This window comes from Neorhizobium descurainiae (assembly GCF_051400715.1).
Classification (GTDB): domain Bacteria; phylum Pseudomonadota; class Alphaproteobacteria; order Rhizobiales; family Rhizobiaceae; genus Neorhizobium.
This window is the reverse complement of the sequence record NZ_JBLFFK010000011.1, coordinates 86,522-106,111: the sequence shown is the minus strand read 5'-3', so window position 1 is coordinate 106,111 and position 19,590 is coordinate 86,522. Positions and strand designations below refer to the sequence as shown.

The 19,590-nt window shown below is 62.1% G+C and carries 15 protein-coding genes; 10 read left to right on the top strand and 5 right to left on the bottom strand.

Features of this window, described 5'->3' with window-relative positions; all coding sequences use genetic code 11:
- Nucleotides 1-45 precede the first annotated feature (45 nt).
- The 5 genes from ACMGE0_RS19205 (at nt 46) to lpxE (ending at nt 3,608) form a co-directional block, all read left to right on the top strand.
- Nucleotides 46-273, top strand: coding sequence for a hypothetical protein (locus ACMGE0_RS19205; RefSeq protein ID WP_436817479.1), 228 nt, complete (start codon nt 46-48; stop codon nt 271-273).
- 130 nt (nt 274-403) lie between these two features.
- On the top strand, nt 404-1,009 hold the full coding sequence (gene leuD / locus ACMGE0_RS19200) for a 3-isopropylmalate dehydratase small subunit (protein ID WP_436817478.1): 606 nt from the start codon (nt 404-406) through the stop codon (nt 1,007-1,009).
- Between the two features lie 16 nt (nt 1,010-1,025).
- Nucleotides 1,026-1,415: a RidA family protein gene (locus ACMGE0_RS19195; RefSeq protein WP_436817477.1), complete on the top strand. Its 390-nt coding sequence runs from the start codon at nt 1,026-1,028 to the stop codon at nt 1,413-1,415.
- Nucleotides 1,416-1,580: 165 nt separating this feature from the next.
- Complete coding sequence (gene leuB, locus ACMGE0_RS19190) at nt 1,581-2,690, top strand: 3-isopropylmalate dehydrogenase (protein ID WP_436817476.1); 1,110 nt, start codon at nt 1,581-1,583, stop codon at nt 2,688-2,690.
- Nucleotides 2,691-2,789: 99 nt separating this feature from the next.
- The gene (gene lpxE / locus ACMGE0_RS19185) at nt 2,790-3,608 is read left to right on the top strand and encodes a lipid A 1-phosphatase LpxE (RefSeq protein WP_436817475.1); all 819 of its coding nucleotides are present in this window, start codon (nt 2,790-2,792) and stop codon (nt 3,606-3,608) included.
- 66 nt (nt 3,609-3,674) lie between these two features.
- Here lpxE and ACMGE0_RS19180 read toward each other — a convergent pair whose 3' ends face one another.
- Nucleotides 3,675-5,561 (bottom strand): MFS transporter, encoded by a 1,887-nt coding sequence (locus tag ACMGE0_RS19180; RefSeq protein WP_436817474.1) that lies wholly within the window; start codon nt 5,559-5,561, stop codon nt 3,675-3,677.
- 220 nt (nt 5,562-5,781) lie between these two features.
- On the opposite strand from ACMGE0_RS19180, the gene ACMGE0_RS19175 reads away from it, so the two are divergent.
- From ACMGE0_RS19175 to ACMGE0_RS19165, 3 genes are all read left to right on the top strand, one after another.
- Entirely contained in the window at nt 5,782-5,955 is a 174-nt protein-coding gene (locus ACMGE0_RS19175) for a hypothetical protein (RefSeq protein WP_436817473.1), read from the top strand.
- Nucleotides 5,956-6,068: 113 nt separating this feature from the next.
- Nucleotides 6,069-7,103: an aspartate-semialdehyde dehydrogenase gene (locus tag ACMGE0_RS19170; RefSeq protein WP_436817472.1), complete on the top strand. Its 1,035-nt coding sequence runs from the start codon at nt 6,069-6,071 to the stop codon at nt 7,101-7,103.
- 203 nt (nt 7,104-7,306) lie between these two features.
- A complete protein-coding gene (locus ACMGE0_RS19165; RefSeq protein ID WP_436817471.1) occupies nt 7,307-8,119 on the top strand; it encodes a lytic murein transglycosylase in 813 nt (270 codons plus the stop codon).
- A gap of 19 nt (nt 8,120-8,138) precedes the next feature.
- On the opposite strand, the gene ACMGE0_RS19160 is transcribed toward ACMGE0_RS19165, so the two are convergent.
- Together ACMGE0_RS19160 and pdxY are read right to left on the bottom strand one after the other, a co-directional pair.
- On the bottom strand, nt 8,139-8,813 hold the full coding sequence (locus ACMGE0_RS19160; RefSeq protein ID WP_436817470.1) for a carbonic anhydrase: 675 nt from the start codon (nt 8,811-8,813) through the stop codon (nt 8,139-8,141).
- A gap of 80 nt (nt 8,814-8,893) precedes the next feature.
- Nucleotides 8,894-9,769: a pyridoxal kinase PdxY gene (gene pdxY / locus ACMGE0_RS19155; RefSeq protein ID WP_436817469.1), complete on the bottom strand. Its 876-nt coding sequence runs from the start codon at nt 9,767-9,769 to the stop codon at nt 8,894-8,896.
- A gap of 173 nt (nt 9,770-9,942) precedes the next feature.
- On the opposite strand from pdxY, the gene ACMGE0_RS19150 reads away from it, so the two are divergent.
- Together ACMGE0_RS19150 and ACMGE0_RS19145 are read left to right on the top strand one after the other, a co-directional pair.
- The gene (locus ACMGE0_RS19150) at nt 9,943-14,703 is read left to right on the top strand and encodes an NAD-glutamate dehydrogenase (protein WP_436817468.1); all 4,761 of its coding nucleotides are present in this window, start codon (nt 9,943-9,945) and stop codon (nt 14,701-14,703) included.
- Nucleotides 14,704-14,737: 34 nt separating this feature from the next.
- Nucleotides 14,738-16,144: an MFS transporter gene (locus ACMGE0_RS19145; protein WP_436817467.1), complete on the top strand. Its 1,407-nt coding sequence runs from the start codon at nt 14,738-14,740 to the stop codon at nt 16,142-16,144.
- On the opposite strand, the gene purH is transcribed toward ACMGE0_RS19145, so the two are convergent.
- Both purH and ACMGE0_RS19135 read right to left on the bottom strand, forming a co-directional pair.
- Nucleotides 16,141-17,757, bottom strand: coding sequence for a bifunctional phosphoribosylaminoimidazolecarboxamide formyltransferase/IMP cyclohydrolase (purH, locus tag ACMGE0_RS19140; RefSeq protein WP_436817466.1), 1,617 nt, complete (start codon nt 17,755-17,757; stop codon nt 16,141-16,143). The two genes, ACMGE0_RS19145 and purH, sit on opposite strands and share 4 nt — an antisense overlap.
- An 83-nt stretch (nt 17,758-17,840) precedes the next feature.
- A complete protein-coding gene (locus ACMGE0_RS19135) occupies nt 17,841-19,523 on the bottom strand; it encodes a heparinase II/III family protein (RefSeq protein WP_436817564.1) in 1,683 nt (560 codons plus the stop codon).
- Between the last annotated feature and the right edge of the window lie 67 nt (nt 19,524-19,590).

Below are 19,590 nucleotides of genomic sequence, written 5' to 3'. Positions count from 1 at the left end.
AAAGGGTGGGAGGGCCCACATTCCTTCCTGAGAAAGGTTTGGACCATGCAAAACATTCGCGCATTCTTCGTCATCGTTTCGGCAATTGCCGTCCTCGCCATGGCAGCGCTGCTGACGGCTTCCCTTACCGTCGCCTTTGCCGGCATTCTCGCAATTCTTTCCGTCGGGCGCGCGCTTTCGGCGCGGCTGAAGCCGGTCCCGGTGCGAGCGAAAACGAATAAGCGCGAGATGCGCGTCTGGAACGACGGACGCGGCACGATCATCGACCTTTGATCGCCAAAAACCGATAAAGAGGCCGGTTCGGCCGTCCTGGCGTACCGGTTGAGGGCAAACAGCCCTTCAAATTCGCGCAGATTTGCTTTATGGCAGCTTCCGCAGACGGAGTCCCACGTGGAGGCAGATCATGGAAAAGTTCACCAAACTCACCGGCGTCGCAGCGCCGCTTCCGGTCGTCAACATCGACACGGACATGATCATCCCGAAGGACTACCTCAAGACGATCAAGCGCACCGGCCTTGGCAAGGGCCTCTTCGCGGAAGCCCGTTATAATGAAGACGGTTCCGAAAATCCGGATTTCGTGCTGAACAAGCCCGCCTACAGGAACGCCAAGATTCTCGTCGCCGGCGACAATTTCGGCTGCGGCTCCTCGCGCGAACATGCGCCTTGGGCGCTTCTCGATTTCGGCATCCGCTGCGTGATTTCCACGAGCTTCGCGGATATCTTCTACAACAACTGTTTCAAGAACGGCATCCTGCCGATCGTCGTCGCCCAGGAAGACCTGGACAAGCTGATGGACGATGCCGAGCGTGGCGCGAACGCCATCCTCTCAGTCGATCTGGAAGCCCAGGAAATCACCGGCCCGGACGGCGGCTCGATCCATTTCGACATCGATCCCGGCCGCCGCCACATCATGCTCGAAGGCCTCGACGACATCGCCTCGACCTTGAAGAGCGATGCGGTGATCAGCAGCTTCGAGACGAGGAACCGTACCGAGCGACCCTGGCTCTGATTTCCGGAACGCCCTGATGGTCAAGCGGATTTCCTCCGGATCGCCCTTCGAAGCGCGGATTGGTTATTCGCGTGCCGTGGTGGACCGCGACATGGTCTATGTCTCCGGAACCACCGGCTACGATTATGCGAAGATGGAAATGCCGGATGACGTCGCTGACCAGACGAGAAATGCGCTCGACACGATCGAGAAGGCGCTGAAGGAGGCCGGCAGCGGCCTGCAGGATGTCGTGCGGGTGCGCTATTATCTCACCGACATGGCCGATTACGATGCCGTGGTCGAAGTGCTTGGCGCGACTTTCTTCGAAATCCGTCCGGCTGCCACCATGGTCGTCTGCGGGCTGACCACGCCGGAAATGAAGATCGAAATCGAAGTGACGGCCCGCATCGGCGCCGGCAGTTCCTGAACCTTTTCCGGCCTCGTCCTTTGGCAGGCTCGGACGAGGTTTTTGCCAGCGCGGATATTCCCCGCGCGGGAGGATGGCGAGCCTGCTGACGCATGTCGCCCGAAAATGGAAAGCGGTTTCGGGACAACGGCATGTGTAAACGATAGAGCAAGGACACCATAAGATATGGCAAAGAACCTCTTCCTCCTTCCCGGCGACGGCATCGGCCCTGAGGCCATGGGCGAAGTCCGCAAGGTCATCGCCCATATGAACGGCGCCATGAAAGCCGATTTCGTGCTCGACGAGGGCCTGGTCGGCGGCTGCGCCTACGATGCGCATGGCGCCGCGATCTCCGAAGAGGACATGGCCAAGGCCATGAAGGCGGATGCGGTGCTCTTCGGCGCCGTCGGCGGTCCCAAATGGGATCATGTGCCCTATGAAGTGCGCCCTGAAGCCGGCCTCCTGCGTCTGCGCAAAGACATGGAACTCTTCGCCAACCTGCGGCCCGCGATCTGCTATCCGGCGCTCGCTTCCGCCTCTTCGCTGAAGCCGGAGCTGGTCGAAGGCCTCGATATCCTGATCGTCCGCGAGCTGACCGGCGGCGTCTATTTCGGCGAGCCGAAGGAAATCATCGACCTCGGCAACGGCCAGAAGCGCGGCATCGACACGCAGGTCTACGATACTTACGAGATCGAGCGCATCGCCGGCGTTGCCTTCGAGCTCGCCCGTACCAGGCAGAACACCGTCTGCTCCATGGAAAAGCGCAACGTCATGAAGTCTGGCGTGCTGTGGAACCAGGTCGTCACCGAAACCCACAAGCGCTCCTATTCGGACGTGAAGCTCGAGCACATGCTGGCCGATGCCGGCGGCATGCAGCTCGTGCGCCAGCCTAAGCAGTTCGACGTCATCGTCACCGACAACCTGTTCGGCGACATGCTCTCCGACGTCGCCGCGATGCTGACCGGCTCGCTCGGCATGCTTCCCTCCGCCTCGCTCGGCGCGCCGGATGCCAGGACCGGCAAGCGCAAGGCGCTTTACGAGCCGGTGCATGGATCCGCGCCGGATATCGCCGGCAAGGGCATCGCCAATCCGATCGCCATGATCGCCTCCTTTGCCATGTGCCTGCGCTACTCCTTCAACATGGTGAAGGAAGCCGACAACCTGGAAAAGGCGATCGCCAACGTGCTCGACCAGGGCATCCGCACCGGCGACGTCATGGCCGAAGGCTGCAAGAAGGTCGGCACGTCGGAAATGGGCGACGCGATCCTCAAGGAATTCGCCTCCCTTTCCGCATGAGGCAGGATAAAGTCCTCTAAAAAGGGCTCCTGTTTTTATGCTGTCATCAAATCCCGCTATGTCAGCGACCTAAGACCGGTCGCTGACATCGGATAGGGGATGAAGAAGACGATACAGGCATTGAAGCGTCGTCAGCGCCGCTGCCAGGGAGCGGGCTCCGTTCTGTGCTATTGGTGGCCCTATGCTCTGATCACGGGTAATCTGGTCCTGGTCGCCTTCCTTCTTCTCGACGCGCCGGTCGGTTCCTACGTCACTCGCACTCCCGAGTTGCTGGAATCCGTCGGCGAAACGATCACCGATCTCGGCAAATCCGGCTGGATCATTTTCGCGACCCTTCTCATCTTCTTCGAAGCCATTGCGGCCTACCGGCTTTCCGGCAGGATCAAGGCGCGTTGCCAGGCGCTCCTTGTCGCCCATCTCGCCGCCTATGTCTTTTTCTCGGTGGCGCTCTCCGGCCTGCTCGCCAATCTGCTGAAACGGATGATCGGGCGAGCCAGGCCGATTCTGTATGACGACTGGACGTCGTTCGGTTTCCATTCCTTTGCCGGCAGCCGTTTCGAAAGCTTTCCCTCCGGCCATGCCACCACGGCCGGAGCGCTCATGATGGCCATGGCGCTGATCGCGCCGCCCTACCGTTTGCTTTTCCTGGTCATGGCTTTGTGGGTCGGTTTTTCCCGTGTCATTGTCGGAGCCCATTATCCGAGCGACGTCATCGCCGGCCTTGCCCTCGGGTCTGGCTTCTCTGTCGCCACGGCCATCGTTTTTTCCCGCCACGGACTGCTCTTCCGGCAGCGCCAGGATGGCTGGCCGGTCCTGCGCCGGCCGATACCGCTCGTTATGCGTCCGAACCGGACGAACATGGTGTTCCCGCGACGCGGCATACCGTCGAGACCGGAGATGGCGCAAAGGGCCGAATAAGAAACCCGGCGCAGCATGCTGCGCCGGGTTTCGTGGGCGGGTTGGGATATCGGGGAAACGAAACGCTTATTCCGTTGCGTGGATATCGCGGTCCTTGGTTTCCGGCAGGAAGATCACGCCGATCACCAGAGTGATCGCCGCAAAGACGATCGGATACCAGAGACCGTAGTAGATATTGCCGGCGGCCGCACTCATCGCGAAGGCCGTTGCCGGCAGCAGACCGCCGAACCAGCCGTTGCCGATATGGTAGGGCAGCGACATGCCGGTATACCGGATACGGGTCGGGAAGAGCTCCACCAGCAGCGCCGCGATCGGGCCGTAGACCATCGTGACATAGAGCACGAGAATGAATAGGACGGCGATCGTGCCGATCCAGTTCACCCGGGCCGGATCGGCCACCATCGTGAACGTGCCGCCTTTGGCGATCGTGTAGACCGGCATTTCGGTGACGCCAGTCGCCTCCTGAGCGGTCAACAGCTTCTGGGAGACGAGGTCGGCGGCCGAGACGGTTGCCTTGTCGCCCGCACGGACGGCCTCCGCATTGAGGTTCAGTTCCGGATTGGCCGCAATGAAAGCATCGAGCTTGGATTCCGGTACTTTCGCCGCTCCCCGGTTCAGCGGATAGCCCGCATCGTGAAGCGCGACATTGACGCTTTTTTCGAACGCCCTCTGCCTTGCAGCCGCATCTGCACCGGCTGCCACTGAATCATAGCTGGTAACGGTTCTTTCGCCGATCTTCACCGTTGCAGGCTGGCCGGCCGGGCCTACGACCACTTCATAGGGCACCGAGTTGCGCGTGAGGAACGAGGTGGCGATATCGCAGGAACTGGTGAATTTCGAGGTGCCGGTCGGATTGAACTGGAATTTGCAATCCGCCGGATCGGCCGTCACCGTTGCCTGGATCGTCGCCTGGGCTTCGGCAAGCGCCGGGTTCGCCATCGACGTCAATGCCTTGAACAGCGGCATATAGGTGACCGCCGCGATCAGAAGGCCCGCCATGATGATCGGCTTGCGGCCGATCTTGTCGGATAGCGCACCGAAGATCACGAAGAAAGGCGTTGCAAGCGCCAGCGCGATCGCAACCATGATGTTGGCCGCTTGCAGATCGACCTTCAGCACGTTCTGCAGGAAGAACAGCGCGTAGAACTGGCCGCCGTACCAGACGACCGCCTGACCCATCGTGGCGCCGAGGAGCGCGATCAGGGCGATCTTGGCATTCTTCCACTGCCCGAAGGCTTCGGTCAGCGGCGCCTTGGAGCCCTTGCCTTCCGCCTTCATCTTCTGGAAGGCCGGAGATTCGTTCATCTTCAACCGGATCCACACGGAGATGCCGAGCAGGACGACCGAAACGAGGAACGGAATGCGCCAGCCCCAGGCCGCGAATTCGGCGGAACCCATGATGGACTGGATGAAGACGATGACGATCAGCGACAGGAAGAGCCCGAGCGTCGCGGTCGTCTGGATCCAGGATGTGAAATAGCCGCGCCGGCCATGCGGCGCGTGCTCGGCGACATAAGTGGCGGCACCGCCATATTCACCGCCGAGAGCGAGACCTTGAAGAAGGCGCAGGATGATGAGGATGATCGGTGCCGCGATGCCGATCGTGGCCGCGCCCGGCAGGATACCGACCAGGAAGGTCGAGAAGCCCATGATCAGGATGGTCATGAGGAAGGTGTATTTGCGGCCGACGAGGTCGCCCAGACGGCCGAAGACCAGTGCGCCGAACGGGCGGACCAGGAAGCCTGCCGCGAAAGCCAGCAGCGTGAAGATGTTACGCGTCGCTTCCGGGTACTGGGTGAAAAAGGCTGCGCCGATATAGGTCGCCAGCGACCCGTAAAGATAGAAATCGTACCATTCGAACACGGTGCCGAGAGAAGAAGCGAAGATGACCTTCTTCTCCTCCCGCGTCATCGGGCCGGCCTTTGATTCCGGCGCCGCTGCGACATTTGCCATTGTCGTCCTCCCTCAAGGTCAAAACTCGTGCGCCGGCTCCCTGCCCGTTCCCTCCTGAACATGGATATGGCGACGCATTATCGCAGATTGGCAGAATTCGGCACAAAGGAAGAGAGATGCTTTGGGATTATGACTTTTGTCTAATGTCGCGCCTGGCGTGCGGAGAAGTTGTTGCAACGCGGCATGAGAGCATGCGCTGCGTCATCCTGCGAGCCTTCGCTTGACTCGTTCCGAAAATCTTCTAAACACCTTCTCCGAACGGGAAGACACCCATATGCGTGCCTGCGAATTCCACATCGCTGCTTCTGCACTGCCGGCCATCGAGGCCGCGCAGCGGGCATGTTTTTCCGCTTTCTCCAAAACCAAGGCCAAAACGACGACGAAAACCGTCTGACGTCTCTGGCCCGCCGCTCTCTCCCCGGTAAGGCCGGGGACAAGGAACACCGCGACATCAATTGCGCGGCTTCCCCCTCACCGGATCGAGGAGAGACAGAAAGAGAGCATAAAATGGGTTTCAAGATCGCAGTCGCCGGCGCAACCGGCAATGTCGGCAGGGAAATGCTGACGATCCTTTCCGAACGCGGCTTCCCCGCGGACGAAGTCGTGGCGCTCGCCTCTGCTCGCAGCCAGGGCACGGAAGTCTCCTTCGGCGACAGGACGCTGAAGGTTTCCAATCTCGAGAATTACGATTTTTCCGACACGGATATCTGCCTGATGTCGGCCGGCGGCGAGGTTTCGAAGAAGTGGTCGCCGAAGATCGGCGCGCAGGGCTGCGTCGTCATCGACAATTCTTCTGCCTGGCGCTATGACGCCGAGGTGCCGCTGATCGTGCCGGAAGTGAACCCGGATGCAGTCAATGGCTTCTCGAAGAAGAACATCATCGCCAATCCGAATTGCTCGACAGCCCAGCTCGTCGTGGCGCTGAAGCCCCTGCACGACTTCGCGAAGATCAAGCGCGTCGTGGTCTCGACTTACCAGTCCGTCTCCGGCGCCGGCAAGGAAGGCATGGACGAGCTCTTTTCCCAGACCCGTGCCGTCTTCGTCGCCGATCCGGTCGAGACGAAGAAGTTTACGAAGCGCATCGCCTTCAACGTCATCCCGCATATCGATGTCTTCATGGAGGACGGATATACGAAGGAAGAGTGGAAGGTTCTTGCCGAAACCAAGAAGATGCTCGACCCCAAGATCAAGGTGACCTGCACGGCCGTGCGCGTTCCCGTCTTCATCGGCCATTCGGAATCGGTCAACATCGAGTTCGAGAGCGAGATCACCGCCGATCAGGCTCGCGATATCCTGCGTGAGGCTCCGGGTTGCCTTGTCATCGACAAGCATGAGAACGGCGGCTACGTGACGCCTTACGAATGCGCCGGCGAGGATGCCACCTATATCTCCCGCATCCGCGAGGACGCCACCGTCGAGAACGGCCTCAACATGTGGGTCGTGTCCGACAACCTGCGCAAGGGTGCGGCGCTCAACGCCGTCCAGATCGCCGAACTGCTTGTCAATCGCGGGTTGATCAAGCCGCGCAAGGCAGCCGCCTGATCGGTTAACGAATTTATTAAGCATGTTCGGATAGAAACCCCGTCGGATACGGCGGGGTTTTCATTGCGAATCGCCGCACATCACGAACTGTTCATAAACGGGTGAGTTGCGAATATTGGCAACCATCGCCATAAGGCCGAACGAAGCACATTTTCCGGACGCTTACGGCCGAGCGATCCGGCATTCACGACGGGTTTGACCGCATGAAGAAGATTTTGCTGGCAGGATTGATTGCAACCGGTTTCATGACGGCCGCTCCGGCCTTCGCCGCACCTCAATGCGGCAACGATTCCTCCGGCTTCGCCCGATGGGTCGAGGAATTCAAGCAGGTCGCCCCCTCGAACGGCATAAGCCCTTCCGTCGTCCAGAGAGCCTTTGCCAACGTCTCCTACAATCGCGAGACAATCCGCGCCGACCGCGGACAGAGAAGCTTCAAGCTCTCTTTCGACGAATTCATGAAGAAGCGCGGCGGCCAGGCCATCATTTCCCGCGGCAAGAAGATGAAATCCGGCAATGCGTCGCTTTTCGCTTCGATCGAGCGCCGTTATGGCGTGCCGGCCGGTCCTCTGCTCGCCATCTGGGGCATGGAGACCGGCTTCGGCGGCTTCATGGGCAACCAGCACACGCTGTCGGCCGTCGCCACGCTCGCCTATGACTGCCGCCGCTCCGCCTATTTCACCGAGCAGCTCTATGCCGCTCTCGCGCTCGTCGCACGCGGCGATCTGAGCCCATCGGCCCGCGGCGCCGCCCATGGCGAGATCGGCCAGACCCAGTTCCTGCCCCTGAATGTCGTCCGCTATGGCGCCGATGGCGATGGCGATGGCCATGTCGACATGGTCCGTTCGCGCGCCGACGCGCTCGCCTCGACGGCCAACTTCCTGCGTGGTCATGGCTGGAGAGCGGGCGCGGGCTATCAGCCGGGAGAGCCGAACTTCGCCGCCATCCAGGGCTGGAACGCCGCGAGCGTCTACCAGCGCGCCATCGCCTATATCGGCGCCGAGATCGACGGCAGGTAAGGCTTAGCTCTGCGAAATCTCAAGCCGAAGCCTGCTCGGCCTCGGCCGGCGGCTCGTCGAGATTCGGCCGGACGAAATCGCCCTTGCTGTTCATCACCCACAATTCCCCGGTCGAAATGTCGAACCAGGCGCCGTGAATGCTGAGTTCGCCTTTCTCTCCGCGATTGCGGACGAAGGGAAATGTCTGCAGGTTGGCGATGGAATTGCGGATCGAGACCCGCTCGAGCGCCGTCTGCCGCTCCGCCTGGGTCATGAATTCATTGCTCTGGATCTGTTCGGCGGCCGGCCTTACTAGCGCCATCCAGCGGCCGATGAAATCGCCGGGCGAGAGCGGTTCGATGGAGGGGTCCAGCGCTGCTCGGATACCGCCGCAGCGGCCATGGCCCATGACCACGATATTGTCGATCTCCAGGACCTGGACCGCATATTCGAGCGCTGCCGAAGTGGCGTGAAACTGGCTGTCGGGCTCGTAGGGCGGCACCATGTTGGCGACGTTGCGCACCACGAAGAGCTCGCCGGGGCCGCAGTCGAATATCGTTTCGGGAGCGGAACGAGAATCGCAGCAGGCGATGAGCAGGGTATGGGGTTTCTGCCCGGTCTCCGCCAGCACGCGGTAACGCTCGCGTTCGTCGCTGTAGCGCCCGTTCATGAAGTTGCGGTAGCCCGCCAGAAGTTTGGCTGGAAAGTCCGTCATGGGACAAGCATTATCGTGCCGCTCTGCGAAGATCAACGGTCATTGTGCATCGCGAAGATCCGTGCCGGCCGCGCTGAACCTTAGCGCTTACCCCTCTGCAAGGGATGCACGAGCCGGCGCATCTGCACCATCGCCATAGGTGTGGAGAGGCTGGATGCATCGGTTTCGAGCGTCAGCTCGTCGCCTCCCCGCTTTGCCGTACGGGCGAGAATCTCGAAGACGCTGGCGGTTGCAAGCTGCAGGGCCTTTTCCTCGTCCATGCCGGCAAGAATACGGCCGAGAAAGAGCGCACCCAGAAGGTCGCCGAGGCCGTTCGGCGGATTGTCGATCAGCCGGTGCTCGGCAAGCAGCGCGTGCTTGCCGGTCAGGTAGAGGTTGCCGGTCCCGCCGGCCATCATCGGCACCGCCGACGTCACCAGGATACGCGGCGGGCCGAGCGCGACCGCTGCGTCCATGATCGCATTGTTGGTTTCAAGCGGCGCGCCGGACAGCCAGGCGAGTTCGTAACGGTTCGGCGTCGCGATGGTCGCGAGCGGGATCAGTTCGTCCCGGATCGCCTCCGCGGTGGCCTGAGGAATGTAAAGCCCGCCGAGATCGCCCATCACCGGGTCGCAGACATAGAGGAGGTCCGGGTTCTTTTCCTTCAGTGCCCGGACAAGCCGTGCGACGGAACGCGGCTGGGCCGCATTGCCGAAATAGCCGGTCAGCACCGCCTTCACCTCGCCGAGCCATGGCGCGCGGATGAGATCGTCTATAGCCTTGTCGAAATCTGATTCGGGGAAGGTCAGCCGCGTGGAGGGGCCGTGACCGGGATGCCAGGGAAGCACGACGGTCGGCATTGCCCAGACGGGAAACCCAAGCGTTTCCAGCGCGAAGACGGCGGCGCGATTGCCGACCGAACCGCGGATGACATGGCTGGAGATGACGATGACGGCATTGCTGGTGGTATCCTGCATGGATCTGGCTTCCGGCTTCTATGGCCCTGTTGATGGTTTCTTCGCCCTGTCATGTCAACAAGGCTTCATGGAAGAATGAAACGTCTATCGGGGCCGACATGGATCGGCCACGTTGCAGCATGATGACATGGAATGAAATCGTTCGGTGTTTGAACTGAAAAGGAGAGAGGGGCATGGCCGCCAGGCAGAATCTGAAGCGGGAAAAGCAGATCGAAAGCGCGCGCAAGATCGCCGCCGCGAGCAAGGGACCGCATCTCGACCCGCTCATCCTGTTCAGCCGGGCAAGCAATGACGACCTCGAAAACTATACCCCCGAAATGCTGGCCCGCTCGGCCACGCATGCGGCAGAACGGCTGAACGCCTGGACGCGGATCAGAGCGGATATCACGGTGAAAACCGTATCCGGCATCGAACCGAACGGCATACCGGTCTCCGTATTGACGGTCGTTGACCGGAACATGCCTTTCCTCTTCGACTCGATCATGGGCGAGGTGGCCGCCACCCATCGCGACCTCTTGATGGCGGTCCACCCGATCCTCAACCTGGAGCCGGGGAAGGAGCCGGTGCTGCGCTCCAACGAGCAGCCGGGGAATCCGGCTCATCATGTGAGCCTGATCCAGATCCATATCGCGCCGCTGACGGAAGAACAGGCCGCATCGCTGGTCGAACGCATTCGCTTCATCCTCGATCAGGTGCATCTGGCGATCACCGATTGGGCGTCGATGCTGGACGTGCTCGACGGTGCCGCGGGACAGCTCAGCAACTCGTCTAGCCGCCGGAAGACCGATCGCGACGAGGCGCTCGCATTCCTCGATTGGCTGCGCGACGACAATTTCACCTTCCTCGGCATGCGCGAATATGTCTATTCCGGCAGGGGCCCGGAGGCGAAGGTCGAGCGCGGCAAGGGCCGGGGCCTCGGCATCCTCTCCGATCCGGACGTGCTGGTGCTGCGCCAGGGCAAGGACGCGGTGATGACCACGCCGGAAATCCTGGAATTCCTCGACGGGCCGGATTTCCTCATCGTCACCAAGGCGAATGTGAAATCCGTCGTCCACCGCCGTGCCTATATGGATTATGTGGGCGTCAAGCGCTTCGACGAGAAGGGCGAGGTCGTCGGCGAGCTGCGCATCGTCGGCCTTTTCACCGCGACGGCCTATACCCATTCCGTCCGGGAGATTCCGCTGTTGCGGGCCAAGGTCGCCCGGATCGAGGAATATTTCGGCTTCGACCCCGACAGCCATTCCGGCCGTATGCTGGAAAACACCCTGGAATCCTATCCGCGCGACGATCTTTTCCAGATCGAGGTCGATCTCCTTGCCCGCTTCTGCGAGCAGATCATGGAACTCAGCGAGCGTCCGCGCGTCCGCGTCTTGCCGCGCATCGACCATTTCGACCGTTTCGTGTCCGTCATCGTCTATGTGCCGCGCGAGGATTACAACTCCGACGTCCGCGAGAAGGTCGGCGATTATCTGTCCGAGGTCTATGACGGCCACGTCTCCGCCTATTACCCGGCCTTCCCGGAAGGCGGTGTCGCGCGCGTCCATATGATCATCGGCCGGCGCGGCGGCAAGACGCCGCGTATCCCGCAGGCAAAGCTGGAAGAGACGATCCGCCTGATCGCCACGCCGTGGGAAGAGCGCTTCGCAGCGCTCGCGAAGGAAGGTCCCCGCCTCTCCGTCACGCAGGCCTTCCAGGAAACCTTTTCGCCCGAGGAGACTTTCGCCGACTTGGCCGATATCGCGGCTTGCGCGGCCGGCGAGACGATCCGCATCGCCTTTTACCGGCGCCCGATCGACGCCGCGAACATCGTATCTCTGAAGATCTTCCACAAGGACCGGCATCTCTCGCTTTCCCGCCGCGTGCCGCTTCTCGAGAATCTTGGCTTCCATGTCGTCAGCGAACAGACGTTTGAAATCCATGTGGGTGCGGAAAACAGGCTCGTCGTGCTGCACGACATGGAACTGCAGCTCGATGATGGGCGCGGGATCGACCTTTCCCGCGAGGGACCGCTGCTCGAAGAGGCCTTCCTTTCCGCCTTCCACGGGCTGATCGACAATGACGGTTTCAACCGCCTCGTCCTGCTCGCCGGCCTCTCCGCCCGCGAGGTCACGGTTCTTCGCGCCTATGCCCGCTATCTCCGGCAGGCCGGCATCGTTTATTCGCAGACCTATATCGCCGATACGCTCAACAAATATCCTTCCATCGCCGCCGCCATCTTCCGGCTCTTCCGCGACGGTTTCGATCCGAAGATCGCCGAGAAGACCCGCACCAGGAAGCTCACGGACTGCCACGCCGGGATCGAGGAAGCGCTTGGCCAGGTGCCGAACCTCGACGAGGACCGGACGCTCCGCCGCTTTGTCAACGCGGTCGACGCGACGCTCCGCACCAATTATTTCCAGCGCGAAACGGATGGCTCGCCCAAAAGGATGCTGGCCTTCAAGCTCGACCCGAAGGAACTCGACGGCCTGCCGGAACCGCGCCCCTTCCGCGAGATCTTCGTCTACGGCACGGAGGTCGAAGGCGTCCACCTGCGCTTCGGCAAGGTGGCGCGCGGCGGCATCCGCTGGTCCGACCGCGGCGAGGACTACCGAACCGAGATCCTCGGCCTCGTGAAGGCCCAGCAGGTCAAGAACGCCGTCATCGTGCCGGTCGGCGCCAAGGGCGGCTTCTTCCCGAAAATGCTGCCGGCCGGCGGTTCGCGCGACGAATTCTTCAACGCCGGCAGGCAGGCCTACATAACCTTCATCCGAACGCTCCTCTCCATCACCGACAATATCGTCGGCGCGGAGGTCGTCGGGCCGGAGAACACGGTTCGTATCGATGGCGACGATCCCTATTTCGTCGTCGCGGCCGACAAGGGCACAGCGACCTTCTCCGACACGGCCAACGGCCTGGCGCAGGAAGCCGGCTTCTGGCTGGACGATGCCTTCGCGTCCGGGGGCTCCGCCGGTTACGACCACAAGAAGATGGGCATCACCGCCCGCGGCGCCTGGGAGGCGGTGAAGCGGCATTTCCGCGAAAAGGACATCGACATCCAGACGACGCCATTTTCGGTCGCAGGCGTCGGCGACATGTCCGGCGACGTTTTCGGCAACGGCATGCTGTTGTCCCGCAAGATCAGGCTGATCGCGGCTTTCGATCATCGCGACATCTTCATCGATCCTGATCCGGATACCGAAACGTCCTTCGCCGAACGCGAGCGGCTCTTCGCGCTGCCGCGTTCGAGCTGGCAAGATTACGACCGGAAAACTCTGTCCGCCGGCGCGATGATCATTTCCCGCGCGGAAAAGTCGGTCAAGCTCACCAGCGAAGCCGCAGCGGCGATCGGCATCGATAAGGCGGCCGCGACGCCTTTCGAGATCATGACGGCGATCCTGAAAAGCCCGGTCGATCTGCTCTGGTTCGGCGGCATCGGCACCTATATCAAGGCCGCTTCCGAGACCGATACGGAAGTGGGCGACCGTGCCAACGATCCGATCCGCGTGACCGCCGGGGAAGTGCGCGCCAGCGTCGTCGGCGAAGGCGCCAATCTGGGCGTAACCCAGAAAGGCCGCATCGCCTATTCGCTTGCTGGCGGACGCTGCAATTCCGACGCCATCGACAATTCCGCCGGCGTCAACTCCTCGGACGTCGAGGTCAATATCAAGATTGCGCTCAATCCGGCTATGCAGGATGGCCGCCTCACCCGCGACAAGCGCAACCGGCTTCTCGCCTCGATGACCGACGAGGTGGCCGGTCTCGTCCTGCGCAACAACTACCTGCAGCCGCTTGCGATTTCCCTGACGGAAAGAAAAGGTGCCGCCAATCGGGAAGAGTTGTCACGGCTCATGTCCGTGCTGGAGGCCCAGGGTCACCTGAACCGCAAGGTGGAGACCCTGCCTGACGATGCGGAACTTGCGGAACGTTATATTTCCGGCCGACCGCTGACGCGGCCCGAAATCGGCGTGCTGCTCTCCTATGCGAAGATCGTGCTCTTCAACGCCCTGATCGAAAGCAGCATTCCGGACGATCCCTACTTCTCCGCCGTGCTGAAGGCCTATTTCCCGGCAAGGATGCAGAAGGCCTATGCCGCCGATATCGAAAAGCACCGCCTGCATCGCGAGATCATCGCCACGGCGCTCGCCAATGAGGCGGTCAACCGCGGCGGGCCGGGTTTCGTGCAACAGATGAGCGACATGACGGGGGCGACCGCCGCCAATGTCGTGAAAGCCGCCTTCCTCGCCCGCGACGGCTTCGACCTGCCTAAGCTTTGGGCGGAGATCGACGCGCTCGACGGCAGGATTTCCGGCCAGATTCAGAATGGTCTTTATGCCAGGACCACAGGAATATTCGCCGAGGCTACACGGCTGATCCTTCAAACGCAGGTCGGCACCGGCGACATGGATGGCGCTATGAGCCGGCTCAAGGCCGCGATCAAAGGCCTGCGCTCTTCGATCAGCGGCGCGGCTGCCGTGGAAATGGCCTCCCGTGCCGCCGAGCTCGAAGTGCAGGGCGTTCCTGCCTCGCTTGCCCGGGAGATAACGCTGCTTTCGACCCTTGTCCTCGTGCCGGAGATCATGCTGATTGCCGACCGCACGGGCGAGACCATGGCGCGCGCCGCCGAGAGCTATTTCGCCGTGACCGAGACCTTCCGCGTCAACCGGCTGATCGGCGCCGGCGAACGGATCGGCACTTCGGACCATTACGAGAGCCTTGCGCTCTCCCGCAGTCTACAGCAGATCGCTTCCGCCCGCCGCGATATCGTCATCGCCGCACTGACGAGCCATCCGAAAGAGAAGAAGCCGGTGGAAGCCTGGCATGGCAGCGACCGCATCCGGGTAAACCGCATCGGCACAGAGCTGGTAACCCTGAGCGAAAGCGGCGACCTGACCCTTCCGAAGATCACCGTTGCCGCCGGTCTTCTCGGCGACCTTGCGCATGGGCGATCGATATAGGACAACCGCAAGGCAGGGCTGACCCGGGGGAAGAATGGCCGTTTCTCATGTGGACGATGCGCCGGCGAAAACCGCCCGGCGCGGCATCTGGGGCTGGATGCTCTTCGATTGGGCGGCCCAGCCGTTCTTCACGGTCGTGACCACCTTCATCTTCGGCCCTTATTTCGTCTCGCGCCTGACCGAGGACCCCGTTTCGGCGCAGGCCGCCTGGAGCAACATGGCGACGGTCTCGTCGCTCATCATCGCCGTGCTTTCTCCGGTTCTCGGCTCGATCGCCGACCAGTCCGGTCCGCGCAAACCCTGGATCGCCTTCTTCGCCGTTATCAAGATCGTTTGCGTTTCGGCCCTCTGGTTCGCTGAACCCGGCTCTCCGATCGTCTGGCCGATGATTTTCATGATCTTCGCTTCGATCGCCGCGGAATTCTCGACCGTCTTCAACGATTCCATGATGCCACGCCTGGTGTCCAGGAACGAAGTCGGCAGGATTTCCAATATCGCCTGGGGGCTCGGTTATCTCGGCGGCATGATCGTGCTCATCGCGGTCGTGACTTTGCTCGCCGCCAATCCGGAAACCGGCGTGACCCTGATCGGTATCCCGCCGCTCTTCGGGCTCGATCCGCATCTTGGCGAAGATGCCCGCATCACCGGACCGATCGCGGCCCTCTGGTATTTCCTTTTCATCCTGCCGATGTTCTTCTTCACGCCGGATGCCGGCAAGGGCCTGCCGCTCGGCGAGGCGGTCCGCTCGGGGTTCAAGGAACTCGGCGGCACGCTGCGGGAGCTGAAGCGACGCGCCGGCCTCACGAAATTCCTGGTCGCCCGCATGCTCTATCAGGATGGGGTCAACGGCCTTTTGATCCTCGGCGGCGCCTTCGCCGCCGGCATGTTCGGCTGGGCGACGATCGAGATCGGCATCTACGGCATCATATTGAACGTCGTGGCGATCTTCGGCTGCATCGCGGCCGGCTGGCTTGACCGTCTGCTCGGCTCGAAGATCGTCGTGATCATCAGCCTGGTGTTGCTGCTTGTCGCGACGCTCGGCATCGTCTCCACCGGCCCCGGCTTCGTCTTCTTCGGCCTCATGCCCCTGTCGGCGGAAGACGGCGGCGGGCTGTTCGGGACGGCCGCCGAAAAAGCCTATATCCTGTTCGGGCTGTTGATCGGCATCGCCTTCGGCCCCGTCCAGGCCTCGTCGCGCTCCTACCTCGCCCGCAGCGTCGATCTCTCCGAAACCGGCCGTTACTTCGGCATCTATGCCCTGTCGGGACGGGCGACGAGTTTCCTCGCCACCCTGTTCTTCTCGATGATGACCTATGCCAGCGGCTCCGCTCGGCTCGGCATGGCGACGCTGATCATCTTCCTGGCGGCAGGGTTGCTGCTCCTGTTGGCGACACCCTATCCCGCGGATAGATCGGAAAAGAATCCAGCTCGGTCGGTTTAGTGCCGGAAGTGGCGCATGCCGGTGAAGACCATCGCGACGCCGTGCTCGTCGGCAGCGGCGATCACCTCGTCGTCGCGCATCGAACCGCCCGGCTGGATGACGGCCGTGGCGCCGGCCGCAATCGCCGAAAGCAGGCCGTCCGCAAAGGGGAAGAATGCTTCGGAAGCAACCGCCGAGCCCTTGGTCATCGGCTCCGCCCAGCCCATGGCCTTGGCCGCCTCTTCCGCCTTGATGGCGGCGATGCGGGCGGAATCGACGCGGCTCATCTGACCGGCGCCGATTCCGGCCGTCTGGCCGTCCCTGGCATAGACGATGGCATTCGACTTCACATGCTTCGCCACCTTGTAGGCGAACTTCATGTCTTCGAGCTCGGTCGGCGTCGGCGCCCGCTTGGTGACGACGCGAAGGTCGATGTCCTCGATCAAGCCGTTGTCGCGGGTCTGGACGAGCAGGCCGCCGGAAACCGTCTTGGCCGTGATGCCGCGCGAGCGGGGGTCCGGCAGGCCGCCGGTGACGAGCAGGCGCAGGTTCGGCTTTCTGGCGATGATCGCCTTCGCCTCTTCCGAAACCTCCGGCGCGATGATGACTTCCGTGAACAGCTTGACGATCTCCTCGGCCGTCTCCCCGTCGAGCAGCTGGTTCAGCGCGATGATGCCGCCGAACGCGGATGTCGAATCGCAGGCGAGCGCGCGGAGATAAGCGTCCTTCAGCGTCGGGCCGGTCGCCACGCCGCAGGGGTTGGCATGCTTGATGATCGCGCAGGCCGGCGCCTTTTCGGGCGAGAATTCGCCGATCAGCTCGAAGGCGCCGTCGGTGTCGTTGATATTGTTGTAGGAGAGCTGCTTGCCCTGCAGGAGCTTGGCGGTCGCGACCCCAGGACGGTTCTCGCCGGTCACGTAGAAGCCGGCGCTCTGGTGCGGGTTTTCGCCGTAACGCATCTCTTCCTTGAGCACGCCGCCGATCGTCCGGTAGCGCGGCATCTCGATGTCGAGCGCCTCGGCGAACCAGTTGGAGATCGCCGTGTCATAGGCTGCGGTACGCGCATAGGCCTTGGCCGCGAGCTTCTGGCGGAAGGCATAGACGGTCTGGCCTTCATTCGTGCGCAATGCCTCGATCAGCGCCGGATAATCGGACGGATCGGTGACGATCGTCACATAGGCATGGTTCTTGGCGGAGGCGCGGATCATCGCCGGGCCGCCGATATCGATGTTTTCCACCGTTGTCGGATAATCGCCGCCCGCGGCGCGGACTTCCTCGAAGGGGTAGAGATTGATGACGGCGAGATCGATGCCCTCGATGCCGTGTTCCTTCATGGAGTCGGTGTGCTCCGCATCGTCGCGAATGGCGAGAAGCCCGCCATGCACGGCCGGATGCAGCGTCTTGACGCGGCCGTCCATGATCTCCGGAAACCCCGTGACCTCCGAAACGTCCGTCACGGCCAGGCCGGCGGCGGCGATCGCCTTGTGCGTGCCGCCAGTCGAAATGAGCTTCACGCCCTGCTCGGTGAGCGCCTGCGCAAGCTCGACGATGCCCGTCTTGTCGGAGACCGAAAGCAGCGCCGTGCGGATCCTGATGCGGTCGGGAGCGGGGATTTTCTTGGAAACGACGGCCATCGGTCTCTCCTCAAAACGCGCCACAATCGGGCGCCATCAAAAGATGGCCGCCGGTTAGCACAGCTTCGCTCCGGATGAAATGGCTATTCGCCGCGCCTCAGCATCCAGCGGATCTCTAGGGTTTCGGGCGGGGAAAACTCGATCACGAGCTGTTGGCTCGGCCGCACCCCGGAAACATCCGCAAAGAAAATATCCTCGTCGATCAGGACATCGAGACCAGGGGCGGCAAAAATCCAGCTCTCGCCGTCGGCGGTGCGCATCGTGACGCTTTCCTCATCCCGGCGCGAAAGCGTGATCGCGGGATGTATGTGGAAACGCGCCACGGCTGCAATAGGCTCGTCCTCAGGCCTCTCGCCTTCCGGGAGGAACAGCCGGTCGTGGCCCTTGATCTTGTCTCCCCTGCGGTTGAGACCGATTTCGCGCTCGTGAAAATAGCCGAATTCATGGACATAGCCGTCATGGCTGGCGCGCAGCCAGTCGTTGCCATGCACATCGTCCCAACGCTCGACCTGTACGTCCGAGACGCCGCCGAGCATCAACGGGCCGGTAAAACGGGAACGGGCGAAGCGGCTGGACGAGGTCTCGTCCAACGTCACTGTGGAATGGGCGGCGGTGGATCGGGCGATCTGCCGGTAATTCTTCCCCGCATGTTTCGGCGCGCCGCAATTGACGATGAAGCGATGCCGCCCGGACGACATCTCGAAGGAAAGACAGCCCGCATGGGCGCCCCGCGAAAGCTCCGAGGAAAGCGGGCGCCCCGTATCGACGATCAGCGTGGTCCCCTCTGCCGAAAGCCTATGGTAATTCATGTGCGGCAATGCCTTGAACGGCTTGCCCGCTGTTTCGTCATATCGAAGCACCGACAGCAATTCGCTCGCCGGCGTGGCGCTCGCGCCGTTGAAGAGCGCGAGATCGCCATCCTGATGCCGGAAGAACCGAAGCGCCGGATACATGCGGTCGATCGTCGGGATGAGCTTCGGTGGCAGGTCGTGACCGAGATTGATATAGGTTTGGCGCAGCGGCAGAAGGTCGATGAGCAGGTCGAGGACGGTACGCGGATTGCGCGATACGTGGCCGCCGTCAGCCATGATCTGCCGCTCCAGCTCGCGGTCGAGCCGCATGCCTTCGCGCCGGATATAGGCGGCACGCGTCGGCATGGAGATGGAAGCCATGGCAAGCGCGATCCTGAGTTTGAGCCGCGTCTCGCCTTCCGGCGTGCAGCCGGCTATCTTTCTCAAATAGCGGACCTGATAGGCGAGGCTTCGCATGAAACGCCGGTAGAATCCGGCTTCCGCTCCCTGCAGCACGACGGTCGAGTGGGAAAGCCATGCGACCACCCGCTCCGCCGCGATATTCGGCTCCCAGGCAATCCCTTTTGGGCGCCGGCCGTGCAGCGAGATCCAGTCTGCCACGACCTGTCTGGCATGGGCGCAAGCCGCTTCCGTCTTGTTGGTGCGGATGTGCCTCAGCCAGGCGAAGGAATGGAGCCGTTCGGCAAAGGCGCGGGACGGGAGCTCGACCGAAAAAGGCGATTCGCCATAGGTCTCGAGAATACGCCCGGCGAGCGGAAAGCGGCCTTCAAGGATTTCCTCGGCGACGAAGGGGTCGAGCGCCCTGAGATCCGTCGGCGCGACGATCAGTCTTTCCGGCACCTGAAGGGCGGAAGATGTCACGGCGAGGCGTAGTCCGGCGGACCGCCGGTAAAGGCGGCGCCAGATTTCCCGAATGCCGAAGGAGAAAAGTCTCCGGCGATCCGCGAGCCGCATCGTCAATCTGAAATACTCCGCAGGAATCGGTCTCCGCCGCCCGGTCGGCTGGAATCACTTTAGATTA

Excerpts from the sequence above, each read along its gene's own strand:
- ACMGE0_RS19150 (WP_436817468.1), top strand. The coding sequence starts at position 9,943 with ATGGCCGCCAGGCAGAATCTGAAGCGGGAAAAGCAGATCGAAAGCGCG.
- purH (WP_436817466.1), bottom strand. The coding sequence starts at position 17,757 with ATGGCCGTCGTTTCCAAGAAAATCCCCGCTCCCGACCGCATCAGGATC.
- ACMGE0_RS19180 (WP_436817474.1), bottom strand. The coding sequence starts at position 5,561 with ATGGCAAATGTCGCAGCGGCGCCGGAATCAAAGGCCGGCCCGATGACG.
- leuB (WP_436817476.1), top strand. The coding sequence starts at position 1,581 with ATGGCAAAGAACCTCTTCCTCCTTCCCGGCGACGGCATCGGCCCTGAG.
- leuD (WP_436817478.1), top strand. The coding sequence starts at position 404 with ATGGAAAAGTTCACCAAACTCACCGGCGTCGCAGCGCCGCTTCCGGTC.
- ACMGE0_RS19160 (WP_436817470.1), bottom strand. The coding sequence starts at position 8,813 with ATGACGGACTTTCCAGCCAAACTTCTGGCGGGCTACCGCAACTTCATG.
- ACMGE0_RS19205 (WP_436817479.1), top strand. The coding sequence starts at position 46 with ATGCAAAACATTCGCGCATTCTTCGTCATCGTTTCGGCAATTGCCGTC.
- ACMGE0_RS19165 (WP_436817471.1), top strand. The coding sequence starts at position 7,307 with ATGAAGAAGATTTTGCTGGCAGGATTGATTGCAACCGGTTTCATGACG.
- lpxE (WP_436817475.1), top strand. The coding sequence starts at position 2,790 with ATGAAGAAGACGATACAGGCATTGAAGCGTCGTCAGCGCCGCTGCCAG.
- ACMGE0_RS19170 (WP_436817472.1), top strand. The coding sequence starts at position 6,069 with ATGGGTTTCAAGATCGCAGTCGCCGGCGCAACCGGCAATGTCGGCAGG.
- ACMGE0_RS19195 (WP_436817477.1), top strand. The coding sequence starts at position 1,026 with ATGGTCAAGCGGATTTCCTCCGGATCGCCCTTCGAAGCGCGGATTGGT.
- ACMGE0_RS19135 (WP_436817564.1), bottom strand. The coding sequence starts at position 19,523 with ATGCGGCTCGCGGATCGCCGGAGACTTTTCTCCTTCGGCATTCGGGAA.
- pdxY (WP_436817469.1), bottom strand. The coding sequence starts at position 9,769 with ATGCAGGATACCACCAGCAATGCCGTCATCGTCATCTCCAGCCATGTC.
- ACMGE0_RS19145 (WP_436817467.1), top strand. The coding sequence starts at position 14,738 with ATGGCCGTTTCTCATGTGGACGATGCGCCGGCGAAAACCGCCCGGCGC.